General features: G+C 55.7%; 17 protein-coding genes. All 17 read right to left on the reverse strand.

Translation table 11 applies throughout. The features are described from left to right. The 17 genes from ACJHX3_RS12145 to ACJHX3_RS12225 are packed head-to-tail and all read right to left on the reverse strand — an operon-like array spanning window position 1 to window position 14,571. Window positions 1-1,230, reverse strand: coding sequence for a beta-ketoacyl-ACP synthase (locus tag ACJHX3_RS12145; protein WP_024044112.1), 1,230 nt, complete (start codon window positions 1,228-1,230; stop codon window positions 1-3). Continuing rightward, window positions 1,227-1,958 (reverse strand): 3-ketoacyl-ACP reductase FabG2, encoded by a 732-nt coding sequence (locus ACJHX3_RS12150; protein ID WP_000091660.1) that lies wholly within the window; start codon window positions 1,956-1,958, stop codon window positions 1,227-1,229. Before ACJHX3_RS12150 ends, ACJHX3_RS12145 begins: the two co-directional genes overlap by 4 nt. Continuing rightward, window positions 1,958-2,422 (reverse strand): 3-hydroxy-fatty acyl-ACP dehydratase, encoded by a 465-nt coding sequence (locus ACJHX3_RS12155; protein ID WP_094322046.1) that lies wholly within the window; start codon window positions 2,420-2,422, stop codon window positions 1,958-1,960. Before ACJHX3_RS12155 ends, ACJHX3_RS12150 begins: the two co-directional genes overlap by 1 nt. Next, window positions 2,419-3,588: a beta-ketoacyl-[acyl-carrier-protein] synthase family protein gene (locus tag ACJHX3_RS12160; RefSeq protein WP_094308219.1), complete on the reverse strand. Its 1,170-nt coding sequence runs from the start codon at window positions 3,586-3,588 to the stop codon at window positions 2,419-2,421. Before ACJHX3_RS12160 ends, ACJHX3_RS12155 begins: the two co-directional genes overlap by 4 nt. A 1-nt stretch (window position 3,589) precedes the next feature. Continuing rightward, window positions 3,590-4,174, reverse strand: coding sequence for a DUF3261 domain-containing protein (locus ACJHX3_RS12165; RefSeq protein WP_000595149.1), 585 nt, complete (start codon window positions 4,172-4,174; stop codon window positions 3,590-3,592). Continuing rightward, a complete protein-coding gene (locus ACJHX3_RS12170; protein WP_094322047.1) occupies window positions 4,171-6,489 on the reverse strand; it encodes an MMPL family transporter in 2,319 nt (772 codons plus the stop codon). The genes ACJHX3_RS12165 and ACJHX3_RS12170 overlap by 4 nt, the downstream gene beginning before the upstream one ends. Then, window positions 6,458-7,063, reverse strand: coding sequence for a LolA family protein (locus tag ACJHX3_RS12175; RefSeq protein ID WP_000670558.1), 606 nt, complete (start codon window positions 7,061-7,063; stop codon window positions 6,458-6,460). The genes ACJHX3_RS12170 and ACJHX3_RS12175 overlap by 32 nt, the downstream gene beginning before the upstream one ends. Further along, window positions 7,060-7,482, reverse strand: coding sequence for an acyl-CoA thioesterase (locus ACJHX3_RS12180; RefSeq protein ID WP_000930891.1), 423 nt, complete (start codon window positions 7,480-7,482; stop codon window positions 7,060-7,062). The genes ACJHX3_RS12175 and ACJHX3_RS12180 overlap by 4 nt, the downstream gene beginning before the upstream one ends. 3 nt (window positions 7,483-7,485) lie before the next feature. Then, window positions 7,486-9,162, reverse strand: coding sequence for a glycosyltransferase family 2 protein (locus tag ACJHX3_RS12185; protein ID WP_094308221.1), 1,677 nt, complete (start codon window positions 9,160-9,162; stop codon window positions 7,486-7,488). After that, window positions 9,153-9,506: a 3-hydroxyacyl-ACP dehydratase FabZ family protein gene (locus ACJHX3_RS12190; RefSeq protein WP_001366713.1), complete on the reverse strand. Its 354-nt coding sequence runs from the start codon at window positions 9,504-9,506 to the stop codon at window positions 9,153-9,155. The genes ACJHX3_RS12185 and ACJHX3_RS12190 overlap by 10 nt, the downstream gene beginning before the upstream one ends. After that, window positions 9,493-10,854 (reverse strand): AMP-binding protein, encoded by a 1,362-nt coding sequence (locus ACJHX3_RS12195; RefSeq protein ID WP_000815049.1) that lies wholly within the window; start codon window positions 10,852-10,854, stop codon window positions 9,493-9,495. The genes ACJHX3_RS12190 and ACJHX3_RS12195 overlap by 14 nt, the downstream gene beginning before the upstream one ends. Continuing rightward, window positions 10,851-11,432: a hypothetical protein gene (locus tag ACJHX3_RS12200; RefSeq protein ID WP_000014367.1), complete on the reverse strand. Its 582-nt coding sequence runs from the start codon at window positions 11,430-11,432 to the stop codon at window positions 10,851-10,853. The genes ACJHX3_RS12195 and ACJHX3_RS12200 overlap by 4 nt, the downstream gene beginning before the upstream one ends. 4 nt (window positions 11,433-11,436) lie before the next feature. Continuing rightward, on the reverse strand, window positions 11,437-11,688 hold the full coding sequence (locus ACJHX3_RS12205; protein WP_000139646.1) for an acyl carrier protein: 252 nt from the start codon (window positions 11,686-11,688) through the stop codon (window positions 11,437-11,439). A gap of 11 nt (window positions 11,689-11,699) precedes the next feature. Beyond that, on the reverse strand, window positions 11,700-11,957 hold the full coding sequence (locus tag ACJHX3_RS12210; RefSeq protein WP_001148687.1) for a phosphopantetheine-binding protein: 258 nt from the start codon (window positions 11,955-11,957) through the stop codon (window positions 11,700-11,702). Further along, entirely contained in the window at window positions 11,932-12,753 is an 822-nt protein-coding gene (locus ACJHX3_RS12215; RefSeq protein ID WP_001366688.1) for a lysophospholipid acyltransferase family protein, read from the reverse strand. Before ACJHX3_RS12215 ends, ACJHX3_RS12210 begins: the two co-directional genes overlap by 26 nt. Beyond that, complete coding sequence (locus ACJHX3_RS12220; RefSeq protein WP_001366678.1) at window positions 12,750-13,472, reverse strand: beta-ketoacyl synthase chain length factor; 723 nt, start codon at window positions 13,470-13,472, stop codon at window positions 12,750-12,752. The genes ACJHX3_RS12215 and ACJHX3_RS12220 overlap by 4 nt, the downstream gene beginning before the upstream one ends. A gap of 40 nt (window positions 13,473-13,512) precedes the next feature. Continuing rightward, window positions 13,513-14,571, reverse strand: coding sequence for a methyltransferase (locus ACJHX3_RS12225; RefSeq protein WP_000273198.1), 1,059 nt, complete (start codon window positions 14,569-14,571; stop codon window positions 13,513-13,515). Between the last annotated feature and the right edge of the window lie 59 nt (window positions 14,572-14,630).

The raw sequence follows: 14,630 nt of genomic DNA on the forward strand, positions 1-14,630 counted from the left end.
TCAGGGCCAACGTTTAATGATGATGGATGTATTAATGCCGCCAAAGGCAAAGTTGTTACTCTGCAAAAACTCACAATCAACTTTGCGGGCTTCATGCATGATGTAATCCAGCGCGCCACAATTCGGGTCTGGTTTATTCAGGTTTAGCGTAGGCGCAAACCAACCTTCGCGCATCATTTGCAGACTCATCCAGGCTTCGAGCGCGCCACAGGCACCAAGCGTATGACCAAAATAACTTTTCAGCGAGGAGAGCGGCACATTATCACCGTAAATGGTTGCTGTCGCCAGACTTTCTGCCATATCACCACGATCGGTCGCCGTACCATGCGCCGAAATATAGCCGATATCTTGTGCGCTTAACCCGGCGATTTTTAACGATTTTTCCATACAATATTGCATGGTCTCACGCTGAGGCTGGGTAATATGTGCCGCGTCGCAGTTAGTCGCAAAGCCGACAATTTCACCGTAAATGGTCGCGCCGCGCGCTTTGGCGTGCTCCAGTTCTTCGAGAATCAGCGTACCTGCGCCTTCACCAATCACCAGCCCGTCGCGGTTTTCATCGAACGGTGAAGGTGTGGTTTTCGGCGCATCATTGTGCTGGCTGGTGGCGAAAAGCGTATCAAATACCGCTGCTTCTGAAGGGCATAACTCTTCGGCACCACCAGCAACCATCACCGTTTGATAACCGTGGCGAATGGCTTCCCACGCATAACCGATCGCCTGGCTGCCGGAGGTACAGGCGCTGGAGGTCGGGATCACCCGCCCGCGCAGGCCGAAAAAGAGGCCAGTATTAACGGCGGTAGTGTGCGGCATCATCTGCACATAGGTGGTGCCAGTGATGTTATTGGTGTGCTTTTCCGTCAGCATGGTGGCAAATTCGCTCACCGGACCGGTACTGCCGGTCGATGAACCGTACGCAATGCCCGTTTCGCCGCTGGTTAATATCGGATCGCCAATCAACCCTGCCTGCTCTAACGCCAGCTCGCTGGCACGGGTCGACATTTGCGACACGCGGCCCATCGCACGGATACGCTTGCGGGTGTAGTGCTCCGGTAGCGTGAAATCATCAACAGGCGCGCCAAGCAGGGTGTGCAGACCATCGTAGACCTGCCACTCCGGCATTTTGCGCACCGCATTTTCATACGCCAGTAAGCGTGCAGAAACGTCCTGCCAGTTTTCACCAAAGGCAGTCACGCCGCCCATTCCTGTAATCACTACGCGACGTGTCATAACATCCCTCCGTTGATGGAAATAACCTGGCGGGTGACGTATCCCGCAATATCAGACATTAAATAACTGGCAAGCCCGGCAACTTCTTCCGCCTGGCCCATACGTTTCATGGGGATCATCGACATTGCCTCTTTCAGAGCGCTCTCTTCCATTTCGATCATCCCGGTATCAATAAGCCCCGGCGCGATGCAGTTGACGGTGATTTTGCGCTTCGCGAGTTCGATAGCCAGTGCTTTTGTTGCGCCGATAATTCCGGCTTTGGCAGCGCTGTAGTTCACCTGTCCGCGATTGCCCATCACGCCGGAAACCGAGGACAGCGTGATGATGCGTCCACCCTGGCGTGCGCCGATCATCGGCATAATGCACGGCTGAATGACGTTGTAGAAACTGTCAAGGTTGGTGTGGATCACCGCATCCCAGTCGTCATCGCTTAAAGCCGGAAAAGCGGCATCGCGGGCGATCCCGGCGTTACTAACCACGCCGTACCAGGCACCGTGTTGCGCGATCTCGTGCTCCAGCACTTCCCGACACTGTTCGCGGTTTGCGACGTCGAAACTGAGCAAACGCCCGTTACCACCGTTAGCGACAATGGCATTCAGCGTTTCCTGAGCGCCTGCGGCGTCACGGTGATAGTGAACGCCAATGTTAAAGCCGTCTGCCGCCAGTTGGCAGGCGATGGCGCGACCAATGCCTTTGCTGGCACCAGTAACCAGAACTGAACGACTCATCAGGACGCTCCTTGTTGAAACAGGGTGGTAAGTTCTTCCGCGGTCGGCTGGAAGGTGTTAATGCGGCCCGTCGCCTCGCCGTCGTTGATGCTGCACTCAAAACTGCCGAAGCGATCGTCTTGCATCAGCAGTTTGACGGTAATAGTCAGCGTCTGGCCTGCGGGCAGAATGCCAGCGGTGCAAAGCAATTCACGCGCGCCCAGAACCATCCCTAACTCAATACTGTTTTTGCCCTGCTGGTGACGATGCCAGCCAGACCAGACGCCGACGGTTTGCGCCATTAGTTCAAGGGCAAACCAGCCAGGGAGATTGCCGTCCGGGTCGAGAAACGGTGCCAGTACGCCACTGGGCGAAACCGCCACGCGGCACACCGCGCTGTCATCGCTGACGCTCACCACGTCTTCCAGCAGTAACATGGGCGCGTCGTGGGGCAGATAAGCGCCGGGGGATAAATAGTGGCTCACGAAACCCTCCCGAGCAGAATGCTGGCGTTATTGCCGCCAAAGGCGAAGGAATTGGACAGGATCACCGGACGTGCCAGCGGCTGTGGTTGTTCGATAATGCCGCACGGTGGCAGCGTGGGATCGCGCGGCGACAGGCTGAAGTCCTGAGCGAGCAGCGGTAAATCACGCTGTAAAATCAACATGCTGATTGCCGCCTCGGTAATGCCCGCCGCGCCCAGCGTGTGTCCGGTCAAATGTTTGGTGGAACTGCAAGGTACGCGTTCGCCAAACAGGGCGTTAACCACCATCGATTCAATCTGGTCGTTGAGTTGTGTGGCGGTACCGTGCAGGTTGATATAGCCGACGTCATCTGGCGTAAGCTGCGCATCGGTCAGCGCCTGGTTAATGGCGCGGATCGCCCCTTCGCCCTGCGGATGCGGGGCCGAAATATGGTAAGCGTCGCTCGATTCACCAACGCCCAGTAACGCGATGGGCTGCGGTTCACGGGTTAATAACATCAGTCCCGCCCCTTCGCCAATGGTGATACCTGCGCGGTCACGACCAAACGGCTGACATAAGGTGGGCGAGAGCGATTCGAGGCTGTGAAAACCGTTAATCGGCATCCGGCTCAGAGTATCTGCGCCACCCACAATGGCGGCATCGACCAGCCCCGCTTCGATAAGCCTGCGCCCGCTGATCATCGCTCTGGCACTGGAGGAGCAGGCGGTTGAAAGGGTATAAGCCGGGCCGTCGAGCGCCAGCCAGTGGCTGAGAAAACGCGACGGATCGCCGAGCTCTTGTTGTGCATAGTGCCACGTGGTGCTCGGCTGTCCGTGGGTGCGCAGGTTAACGTGCGTGTCGCCTTCATGCAGGCCGGAGGTGCTGGTGCCAAGTACAATCGCGATGCGCTCGCGACCATATTTCGCGATAGCGTCATCAACTTGCGGCTGGATCTGCGCCAGCGCCGCCAGCAGGATCTGATTGTTGCGCGAGCGGTGCGCAGCGAATTTTTCCGGGATAAGCGGAAGCTCGCCATCCACGCCAGCCAGGACCGCCTGCGGATGCCCCTGCAACCAGCCTGCGCGCGGACGCATGCCGGGAGCGACACCGCGAGTCAGGTTGGCTGCGATCTCATCAAGGTTATTTCCCAGGGCGTTGATCATGCCGACGGCGGAAATATAAATCATATCAGTCACCTAAGTATTGAATGGTGATGTGGTATTTAAAGACATGCTGCTCAATGCTGATTGGCACGCGTTTGCCCTTGCGATTCAAATAGGTGATTTCCGTGACCAGCTTGCCGCTGGCGTTACGCAGCTCGCGTTTGTCACCGTTGTCGCGAAGTGTCCAGCCAGTGGGAAGTTGCGGCTGCCAGGCGCTAATCGGCCAGTGGCTGAGCATCACGTCAGCCAGTACCTGACTTGCGGGCGGTAACTGTGGGACGACGATCGATTGCTCGGCGCGTAGCCCTTGCGCATCGTAGGTCACCAGAAACAGGCGAATGCCGACCGACGACAGTCCGGCAAGGGTGATTTTCTGGTCGTCGGCGTTAAGCATCACTAGCAGCGACTGGGTTTTGCCGTTGAAGCTGCCGGTCAACAGTTGCTGGGAATTGACGGCGGGTGAAATCCCCGGCGCAGGCAGCGTGATGCGCGTGCCAGGTTGCAACCACGCTTGCGGGCGGCCTTCCTGTTCTGGTTGCGAGTGGCTACAGCCGGTGAGGATAAGCGTAGCGGTCAGGGCGAACGCTCGCCAGAATGTGGGTTTGATCATTTTTTTGTTCTCTTTTTATCGGGCATGGCCAGCGGCGAAAGCAGGAAGGCGGTGAAAATACCGCTCACCAGCACAATGCCAAAACTGCTGATGGCCTGGGTGGCGCTGAATACCAGCATTCCCAGCGTCAGCAAGGTGGTGAGCATTGCCAGCGTGATCGCCAGTAGCGAAGTTAATGGTGTGCCGCGCGGATTACTGAAAAACAGCGTGTAGTTGATGCCGATGCCAAGCACCAGTACCAGCGCCAGCAGCGAAAAGAGATTCACCGCCTGCCCGCTCATCGCCAGCACCGCCAGACCGCAGCCCAGTGAAAGCACCGAAGGCACCAGGCTGATAAACCCTTTGCGCCAGCCGAGGCGGGCCACTGCGCCGCAGGCAATTACTGCCAGCGCCACCAGCAACAAGCCGGTTAACACATAACGGTAAAGTGCGAACAATTCATCAAAGGTGTTTTTGCGATCAACCCAGGCAATGCCACAAGGGTAATAGCTGGAGATTTCCTGTAGCGCCGCGCTATTTTTAACCCCTTCAACCGGCACCAGCACGCCGCTTGCGCCATTTTCCAGCGTCAGCCACAGCAGACGCCAGCCTTCACTGGCGGGGCTTGCCAGCCATTCATCAACCTTCACTGGCATGGCGTTAAGATCCGGGTTCACCGCCGTCAGCCCGGCATTTTGCAGTGCTTTTGTTACCGTCGGGGCAGCCGTTTTCAGCAGGTCTAAATCTTCCTCCTGCCGCGCCAGGGAGTTCAGCGGAATGGTGCGGTAGTTGCTGATAAGGCCGTCTTTTTTCGCTTTCTCCAGCGAGGTGGTAAATGTCTCCAGCCGTCCCAAGGTTTGCTGTGACGAATCGCCGTAAACCACAAACCATTTTTGATCGACGCTTTGTCCGGTCAGGGCGGTGATGGCTTTCTCCTGCGCCAGAATATGCTGCGGTAGCGCCTGTAACTGCGAGATATCGTCATCGACGCACAGCATTGACATCCCCGCCAGCGAAAACAGCGCCAGCGCGACGGGCAGACCCCGCGACAGTTTTTTATTACGCCGCCACGCTGCCAGCCAGCGCAGCATCAGCGCCATCGCTGGAACCGGACGCACCGGCAGGCCACGGCACAGCCACGGATGCCAGAACAGGACGGTCAGACAGGAGGCGCTCAACCCGACGGCGGCAAAAATCGCCATCTGGCGAATGCCGGGGAAGGGGGCGAGCATCATAATCAGATACGCCGCCACGGTGGTGAGCAGCGCCAGCAGCAGGGCATTGCGCACTTTCGCCAGGCTTTGCCACGGCGAAACGTCATTGCCGTGCACCATCCGCTCGGTGAGGTAATAGAGCGTGTAGTCAGCGGAAATGCCGATAACGCTCATGCTCATCACCAGCGTCATCAGGTGTAATTCGCCGAAAATCAACAAGGTGGCGACCGTTCCCGCCAGCGCGCCGATGCCGATGGAAATCACACACAGCAGCAACGGGCGCAAAGAGCGGAACACCGCCACAATCAGCAATATCACCCCCAGCAGCGTTGCCACGCCCAGGGTGGAGATATCCTGCTTCGCCTGTTGGCTGGCGTAATCGCTGTAAAACACCGTGCCGCGTGAGAGCAACTGAGCCTGCGGGTAACGCGTTTTCAGATCCTTTTCCAGCGTATTCAGGGTCGTGATGAGCTGGTGGGTTTGCTGCATATCAAACGACGATCCCGCCAGTTCGCCGTGCAGCAGATACCAGTAGTTGCCCTGGGGATCCTGCGTCACCAGCCAGCCGTCCATCAGCCGCAAACGCTGGCCGTTTTTCGCCATCGCCAGCTGCGAGCCACGCATTAACATCAGCGGATCGTTTTGCAGCTCCTTACCGCTTACCCCGGAGAACGCAGAATAAAGCTGGGAGAGGATCCACTGCGCCTGCGCTTCGCCGCCGTTTTGCAGGCGCGCGCGGGTGTCGGGGTCAATCAGACCGTTGCGATGCTGCCAGAAAAACGCTCCCCACGCCTGCTGGCTGGCGACATCCATTGGCCCTTTAACGTCGCCGAGCGCAGCGGATTTTTGCAGCAGCGTCAGCCACTCCTGAGCGACCCTGGGATTAGCCTCTTTACCGGGGCTGACCAGCCACACCAGTTGGCGGTCCAGACGCTGCATAAAGCCGTCATTCAGCGCTGGGGGAATATCGCCCATCGCCTGTTTGGGTAACATAGCCAGTACGCTACTGTTCAGTCGTGATTGCGGCAACAGGATCAGCAACGCCGCCGCCATGACCAGGCAGACGATCCCCCATAACAGCGCCGGGCGTTTACTGGGCGGCAAAACGTTGGCGTTCGTCATCGGTCAGTTGCGCTGGCGTCAGTTGATGTTGGGTAAGAGCGATATCGGTGCGATCGCCCTGTTTATCATTAAGCTGAATGCTCTCCAGATAGGTTTGCCCGGCGAGATCGATGGTGTTGAAAATTTTATCCAGCGGCGTGGTGGTCGGCGTCAGGCGCAGTGTCCAGCGGCCTTCGCCTTTGTCAGCAAATTCAACGCGGAAGTTTTGTTCCAGCACTTTGCGATCGGCCTGGAACAGCGCGCGCAGCAGGTGGTTAAACTGGAACATCTGCGGGTTATTTTCTGCCGTGATGATTTGCGGCGGCTGACCGTTGATCACCTGCACCATGCGTTTATCGTCCAGCAATAGTTGCATGGGAAATGGTGAGGTTTGATCCCACAACAGCCCCTGGTCGCGGGCGATCAACATCTGGCCCTGAGATCGTAGCGGCTGCGGCAGATCTTTAATCGTCCGGGTTTGATCGAAATGGGCGCGGATCACTGGCTGTTCGGTAAAGCGTTGCTGAAGATCGTCCAGGTTCAGGGCGCTCACAAACGGGCTAATCAGCAGCGCCAGCAGCGGTAAAAATTTCATGGTTTGACTCCCATGCGTTCAAACAGAATATCGGGGCTGACAAAGCACAGTTCGCGGCTTTGCTCGTCGACCGCGACCTGAATGGTGTATCCGGTGGTGGCGCGTTTTCCCGTTTCGGCATCGAAAATCTGATAGCCAATCCGCAGACGGTTTTCGAACTCTTCGATATGCGCACGCACGCGGATGCGTTGCTCAAAGGTGAGGGCGTGGCGATATTTCACCCTCGCATCGACCACTGGCCACAAATAACCGGACTCTTTCATCTGCCGATAGCCGTAATTGAACTGGTTGAGCAGCGCCTCGCGGGCCACTTCAAAGTAGCGAAAATAGTTACCGTGCCAGGCCACGCCCATCATATCGACGTCGTGAAAGGGAATGGTCAGCTCGACTTCAGCGGTAAATCGGGGATCGTTAAGCACCCTTTACTCCTTGTCCTGGACTTCCGGCAGTTGCCAGAAATCGAAAAAATTAAACCAGTCGAGGGGGGACTGGAGCGCGTAATATTCCAGACGCGCGGCGTAATGATCGATAGCGTTTTGCAGCGCCTGCTGGCGTTCGCCACGCGGCAACAGCAGCGGGTCGGCAAAGGTTTCGCAGTGAATATGCAGCTTGCCGTGCTGGCGCAGCGCGAAAATCAGATTCACCGGGCAGCGCAAAATAGACGCAAGAATAAACGGCCCCTGCGGGAAGGGCGCAGGCTGGCCCATAAACGGACTCCAGCAGACTCGCCAGTCGCCGCCGCGTTGCGGGTTGACGGCGATGCGGTCACCGACAATCGCCACCCATTCGCCGTTATCCAGCTTCTCTTTGAGCAGGATGGCGGTTTCTGGGCCGATATCCGTCACCGGGAGCAGGTTGATGCCTGCCTGCGGGGCCATCTCCTGCATTATCTGTTTAAAGCGTTGGGCGTTTTCGCTAAACACCAGCGCGTTAATGGTTTTGTAGCCCTGAATTTTTGCCAGCGCCCGGCACACTTCCACATCGCCAAGATGCGAGGCCAGCAGCAATTTGCCGCGCGGATCGCTGACGTTAAGTGCCGCTTCTGCGCCTGGTGCAAACAGCACATCACGCCCGAGTTGCAGCTCGCCGCGCCAGCTGGCGATTTTGTCGAGCATGGCGTTGCCGAAACGTAGAAAGTGCTGATAGCTGTTGATTTTTGCTGCCTGTGGTTGTTGTTGGCGCACACGGGCGAGCCAGGCTTGCGACGCTTTACGCGCACGAGCAGCGGTGAGCCAGTAGACGCCCACCACCGGGTAAAGCAGCGCGGTAAACGCCGTTCTTCCCAGCAGACGCCAGACCAGCAGCATCAGGCGCATTCCCCATAATCCTTTCACTTCGCTCTGCCGCGCCCAGTGGCTGGAAGAGCTGCGCATCAGCAGTGAAGGAATACGCGGCAACATGCCGAAAAACAGACGTGTGTGCATGAGCGAGATACGGACGTTATCTTTCAGGGCATCAAAATGCGAAAGCCCGTCCAGTGGATAGGTGACGCGGGTCGGCACGAAATAGCTGGTGTTTCCCTGCCAGTAGAGGCGCACCATCACTTCAGTGTCGAAATCCATCCGCTTGCCGATGGTGGCGTATTTTGCCAGTTGCAGCGTTGGCGCAACCGGATAAACGCGAAAGCCGCACATGCTGTCTTTCAGTTGCAGGGAGAGCGTTTCGATCCATACCCAGACGTGGGTGACCCAGCGCCCGTACAGCCGTGAGCGGGGGATGGAGTCATCGTAAATCGGCTGGCCGGAGATCAGCGCCGCAGGCTGCTGTTCAGCGAGTGCCAGCAGTTTAGGGATGTCTTCAATCGCGTGCTGACCGTCAGCATCCACCTGTACCGCATGGCTGAAGCCCGCGTCTGCCGCCGCCTGTAAGCCGCGCATTACCGCCGCGCCTTTGCCTGCGTTTTCTGCCAGGCGAATTAAGGTCACGCCAGGCTGTTCGGCAACCAGATTATCCAGTTGCTGTTGCGTGGCGGCATCGCTGCCGTCATCCACCACAATACAGGGCAGATTAAATGGCTTAAGACGCGCCAGCACGCCCGGCATCATCGCACCGTGGTTGTAGCAGGGGATCAACACACAGGGAGAAAAGTTTACCGACATAGGCGGATCTTCCCGCTACTGGCGGTGTGGCGGGCGTCACCGTCGTGACGCTGATAGCTAAAGCTCAGAATCTGGCGTTCTTCCTGCCAGTTAAGCGTGAGCGTGACGCGGTTTTCCGGCAGCAACGGGGACTGGAATTTGATGTTCTGAATAGAGTGAAAACGCCAGCCAGGCGCGAGCAGGGCAAGCGCGTAGCTCATCGCCCAGTCGATTTGTGCAACTCCTGGAAGTAACGGCTGCACGGCAAAATGACCGCGAAACCAGAACAGATCCGCCCTGAGATGCAGAACAATTTCAAGGTGATTCGCTTGTGCCTGATGGCGCTCGATTTCATGGGGCTTCATGAAATAACTCCTGTAATTGCGCATAGACACGCTTGTTCATACTGTTTACTGGCATTTCATCAATAACGCGCCAGTAACGCGGAATAGCAACTGGCTCCAGGGTCGGACGCAGTAATCGCCGCCAGGTCATTTCCTGGCTATGCCCGCCGCCGTTCTGCCATTGCAGATGAGCTTCGTCATCCAGCACCAGCAAAACGCCGATGCTCTGACGCCCGCCGCGCGTAACGGGAACTGCCGCCGCCTCGCGAATGCCGTCCAGCGCCAGCAGACGTTGTTCTACTTCCTGGAGTGAAATACGTTTTTCTTCAATCTTAACGATGCGCCCACGACGCCCCATCAGATGGAACTGACCGTCCTGGCTAAACTGCAAGAGATCGTCGAGCAACAGGCCGTTATCTTCCGCTATCAGCGGTGAAAAGAGGCGAAATGCTTCACCTTCGACCTGGAAGTGCATACCTGGAAAGGGCCGCCAGCGGCGTTGCTCTTGTTCGCGGTAACGCCAGGCAATGACGCCGGTTTCCGTGCTGCCGAAGATTTCATCAGGCCAGACGCGCAGCCAGCTCTCGGTATATTGTACGTCCTGCCACGGCAGCTCACCGCCAGCAGAGAGAAGCACCTGAACAGGCGGCGGGGATAGCTGAGCATCCAGACGCTTCAAAAATGCCGGGCTGCTGATGAAGATATAGCGATGCTGGTGACTCAATGCGGCAAACTGTTCGACATACCAGAGCATGGCGGCGTGCAGCGGTAATCCCAGCGCCATTGGCAGGAAAACGCGAAAAGTCAGGCCGTACAAATGCTGCGGCAAAACGGAACCGACGACACGACATCCGGCAAGACGTGCGCCTAATCGTTCAGCCAGCAGTTCTGCTTCACGGTCCAGCAAATGAACAGGCTTAATTACCCGCTTTGGCTGCCCCGTAGAACCGGAGGTAAACAGCTCGATATAAGCGTCTGGCGCTATAGCGGCAAAGGTGAATGATTGTGTCGCGACTTGTGGGGAACTTGCTACCAACAGCAATGAACCTTGCCAGTTAAGTTCGCTGTCGCTAAGTACACCATCGAACAGTTCACGTTGCTCATTAAGCTGGATGACACGGTTATGCCCCGGAAGCACCGGCGTTTTTCCGGCGTGTAGCGTGGCGAGCAGGGCAACGATAAATAGATAGCTGTTCTCAAAGCACAGCGCCCAGCGTTCACCCGGCTGTTGCTGCAAGCGGCAGATAAGTTGCGCGACATCGTGACGCAAATCGCCCAGTGTCCACGAGCTTTCGTCCAGCCACGCAATGGGCGTGTCATCAGGGCGTGGCGCAGTCAGCCAGCGTGCAAGCGGTAAGGTCTGCTTCATGAGCGATCTCTTTTTATCACCTGACGGCGCACCAGCCATTCACCTGCCATTAACGTTCCCATCAACAAATAAGCAATCATGCCGTTCCAGGCGGTCCATAACGACATATCGCCATAAAGCGCGGTAAAGAGGGCAATTCCGCCGTTAATGATGAAAAAGCCGCACCAGATTTGCGTGACACGGCGGGTATAGCGCACGCCCTTTTCCGGGAGGTCTGGCTCCTGCAAACGTGCCAGCCGCTCAACTATCGGCATTGTCGACCACAGCGAACCGCCAAAAACCGCCAGCATGATCGCGTTAACCACTACCGGGTAAAACAGCAGTAGCTGGTGCGTTTTCAACAGAAAGCTGGCGACACACAATGCGATGCCCACGACAGCGACGATTTGTGTGACGGCTTGTAGCGGCCCCGCCCGGCGACGGGTCTGGCGCAGGCGCAACAAAAGCAGCAACGCTATTAGCGGCAACAACCAGTGCAGGCCGTTATGCGCCAGGCCAAACCAAATCACAAACGGCCAGGCGAGCAGCAATAATCCAGTCAGCAGCTTAATCATCGGTAGCGAGCGAATGCCCGACATCAGATCAGGCTTCTTGTAGCAGGCGTTCTACAGCCTCTACGACATCCTGAACTGTGCGCACTGCTTTAAACTCTTCCGGCTTGATTTTCTTACCGGTTTTCTTTTGCAGGTGCACAATCATGTCAACGGCGTCGATGCTGTCCAGTTCCAGATCTTCGTACAGGCGCGCTTCAGGTTTGATGTCCTGCGGATCGATTTCAAACAGCTTAACCAGCAGGGCTGAGACTTCCTGATAGACGGTTTGTTGTTCTGTCATGATGGCTTTCCTCAGGCACGTTGCGCAGCAATGAAAGAGGCCAGAGTGGCGACGGAGAAAAAGTGCTGACGCATCTCTTCACTTTCCGCAGAAAGTACAACGCCATATTGATTTTTCACTGCCAGCCCCAGTTCCAGGGCATCGATGGAATCCAGTCCTAAACCGTCGCCGAACAGCGGCGCATCGGTCTCGATATCATCAGGAGTCAACTCGTCCAGATTGAGGGTGCTGATGATGAGGTTTTTAATTTCCAGATAAAGCGCTTGCATTATTTATTCCTGAGAGAGGTAAACAACCTTGTTGTAATTGAAGCAAAAGATGCCGGTTTAACTGCCTTGCTGCCAGCGCCGGTTCTTGTGAAGTTGCATCGTAAAATTTATTGATTTCAACCCGACCATGGACTTCAACCGTAAAAAACGGCCGGTCAGGTGGAACGTCATACCATTTACTTTGTTTATCCAGCAGATGCTCGCTACAGCCGATCGTCACGATGCGTAAATCGCTGGCACAGCGCACGGCAATATTCGCCGCCCCGCGCTGCAGCGTCATTTTTTCACCGGGCTTCGTTCGCGTGCCTTCGGGGAAAATCAGGATAGTGTCACCCTGTGCCAGTCGCTGTTGGCAGCGGGGTAACAGGGTTTCAGCTTCGCTGTTGATTAAATAATCTGCCGCCCGCACGACGCCGCCAAGAAAAGGATTTTTTAACAGCGCGCTTTTCACCAGGCAGTCAGTTTCTGGCATGACTGACGCCAGCAGCACGTAATCGATCAGCGTGGGATGATTGGCTACGACGAGGCAACCGCGTTCCTGACGTAAAATTTCAGCGCCATCAATACGATAATCCAGCACGCCAAGCCCTTTCGCGACAGTTAAAAACAGGCGAAAACTGGCGGCAATGCTGCGACGCGCCAAACGACGGCGGCGGGAAGTATCCCACACCAAAACTAACAATATGTTAAACCACACGACAGAAAGCAGCAGGCCGCCGAGACCAAACAGGGCAAAACATAACCCGGTCATGACCAGTCGCCAGGTCCACTCCAGACGTGACATCAGCTTACTCATCTGCGGCTCCAGCGCCATTGCACGCGCTCGCCAGGCAGTGAAAATGCGTCTGCATTTTGTAAATAGTGCTGTAAAAACAACATGCTTTGCGGCAGTGATGTTTCATTGCCCGCAATGGCTGACTGCGTTTCACATTGCCAGTCATCGCCAGCTTCAATCACCAGCGCGACGGCGTACGGCCAGGTCGGCATTTCTGATGGCAGTTGTGGGTGATAGAACTCAGGCAGAAAGCCATCAAAATCGACCATCAGCACGCGCTGGTATCCCGCTTGTAACAGGCTAAGCACTTCACACAAACCTTGCTGGAAAGTGTCGCGACCAGCAGAAAGCGATGACGAAACGATCGGCTGTTTGGCCGCAATGGTCAGGTTACCCACGGAAGAGTTGTGTACGGAGAGCGCGAAGTCCGTCGGAGAAAGCGCCTGTTCGGTTGCCAGTGCATGAACAATGCGGTAATTGCGCTCCAGTTCGCCATGACGACTGGTATACAAAACGGCGTCTGGCTGATGGCGGCGTAGCATTGCCAGACCGCATTCAACAGCCAGTTTGCTGCCTGAACTGAGGCGGCGGGCGGTCATCATTGGCAGTTCACTTAATTTTGCCAACGGCGCGGCAGGGTCAATCGCCCACGGCTGGCGCGACCATGCTTGCCATTGCTGCGCTTCGCTAAGTCCAGGCGCCAGTGCCTGCCAGTCGGTAATATTTAATGTAAATTTCATCAACGCGCGCCCGCGGTAAACCAAAATTATTAAGTGACGATTATTTCTTTTGGCATATCAAAAGTGTATGCCCAACGCCTAAATTATCGTGGCGCTCTGCTACCTGGAATCCTGCTTTATTCAGATAGTCGTAAAATTTCTCTGCACTATAGAAACGGCTGTTACCGTTTGCCATGCAGGTAAAATAAAGTGAGGACGCGTTCAGGCTAAATGATGCTGCTTCAAACCGCTGCGCATCCCAGAACAACTCCATGATGCAAACTTTTGCGCCAGGCTTCATTACGCTGGCGATTTTGCTGAGTATGCTAATTATTTGTTCGGGTGAAAAACAGTCTAAAAATTGGCTCATCCACCAGATATCAGCCTCGCCCGGTAATGGGGCATCGCTTAGCATATCCACCGCATGGAAATCTATGCGATCAGAAAAACCTGCATTCGCGATATTTTCTTTCGCTAGTACGATTTGTTGTGGCAGATCTAATAACGTCACGGCGATGTTTTCATTGTATTTGCAGCAACGCAAAGCCCACTTACCCGTATTGCCGCCTACATCGTACAATGTTGTGGGGTTGTTGGCGAATACATAAGGCAGTGCGGCGTTAAATGCGCCATCTGAATAGTAATGATCAAACGCAAACCAGCTTTCACGAGCGGCGTCTGGTAATTGTGAAAGTGCCGGATATATCGTCGACCAGTCGCCAAATACTTTTAACCCGGACGGTTTTCCTTCATTGAGTGAATCGGCGAGGAAGAAGAGCCCCTGGTAACAGACATCCTGGGTGAAATCCATATTCACGCGAGTCATAGTGTCATGCAGGAGGTAATGACCGATTTTCGCCAGGTAATACATTCCCTCTTTACAGGTAATAATTCGCCCGCTTAAGCCCATATCTAACAGAACGCTGGCCGCATATTCGTTGATATGGCTATGTTCGGTGATATCAGCCAGCGTTGCGCCATGTTTGCCTTGCCGATCCAGATATGAAAGTACACCCGCATTACGTAGGCAGAGTGCTGTTTGAAAAAGCATAGGGGCAAAGGCAATGCGTTGAGCTTCGGTAATCGCATCCAGTGCGCTAAGAGAATCCTGTTCGTACATGTTGGGCACAACCTGTTAAGAGGGAATTAAATTATTATCGGACCGCAACGGCCCGACTT

The sequence above is a fragment of the Escherichia sp. WS1265 genome (genome assembly GCF_046487585.1).
GTDB classification, from domain to species: Bacteria; Pseudomonadota; Gammaproteobacteria; order Enterobacterales; family Enterobacteriaceae; genus Escherichia; species Escherichia coli.

Bases quoted from the DNA above. Each gene is read 5' to 3' on its own strand.
- ACJHX3_RS12215 (WP_001366688.1), bottom strand. From the start codon at position 12,753: ATGAGTAAGCTGATGTCACGTCTGGAGTGGACCTGGCGACTGGTCATG.
- ACJHX3_RS12170 (WP_094322047.1), bottom strand. From the start codon at position 6,489: ATGACGAACGCCAACGTTTTGCCGCCCAGTAAACGCCCGGCGCTGTTA.
- ACJHX3_RS12185 (WP_094308221.1), bottom strand. From the start codon at position 9,162: ATGTCGGTAAACTTTTCTCCCTGTGTGTTGATCCCCTGCTACAACCAC.
- ACJHX3_RS12160 (WP_094308219.1), bottom strand. From the start codon at position 3,588: ATGATTTATATTTCCGCCGTCGGCATGATCAACGCCCTGGGAAATAAC.
- ACJHX3_RS12200 (WP_000014367.1), bottom strand. From the start codon at position 11,432: ATGTCGGGCATTCGCTCGCTACCGATGATTAAGCTGCTGACTGGATTA.
- ACJHX3_RS12165 (WP_000595149.1), bottom strand. From the start codon at position 4,174: ATGATCAAACCCACATTCTGGCGAGCGTTCGCCCTGACCGCTACGCTT.
- ACJHX3_RS12145 (WP_024044112.1), bottom strand. From the start codon at position 1,230: ATGACACGTCGCGTAGTGATTACAGGAATGGGCGGCGTGACTGCCTTT.
- ACJHX3_RS12225 (WP_000273198.1), bottom strand. From the start codon at position 14,571: ATGTACGAACAGGATTCTCTTAGCGCACTGGATGCGATTACCGAAGCT.
- ACJHX3_RS12220 (WP_001366678.1), bottom strand. From the start codon at position 13,472: ATGAAATTTACATTAAATATTACCGACTGGCAGGCACTGGCGCCTGGA.
- ACJHX3_RS12150 (WP_000091660.1), bottom strand. From the start codon at position 1,958: ATGAGTCGTTCAGTTCTGGTTACTGGTGCCAGCAAAGGCATTGGTCGC.
- ACJHX3_RS12210 (WP_001148687.1), bottom strand. From the start codon at position 11,957: ATGCAAGCGCTTTATCTGGAAATTAAAAACCTCATCATCAGCACCCTC.
- ACJHX3_RS12175 (WP_000670558.1), bottom strand. From the start codon at position 7,063: ATGAAATTTTTACCGCTGCTGGCGCTGCTGATTAGCCCGTTTGTGAGC.
- ACJHX3_RS12190 (WP_001366713.1), bottom strand. From the start codon at position 9,506: ATGAAGCCCCATGAAATCGAGCGCCATCAGGCACAAGCGAATCACCTT.
- ACJHX3_RS12195 (WP_000815049.1), bottom strand. From the start codon at position 10,854: ATGAAGCAGACCTTACCGCTTGCACGCTGGCTGACTGCGCCACGCCCT.
- ACJHX3_RS12205 (WP_000139646.1), bottom strand. From the start codon at position 11,688: ATGACAGAACAACAAACCGTCTATCAGGAAGTCTCAGCCCTGCTGGTT.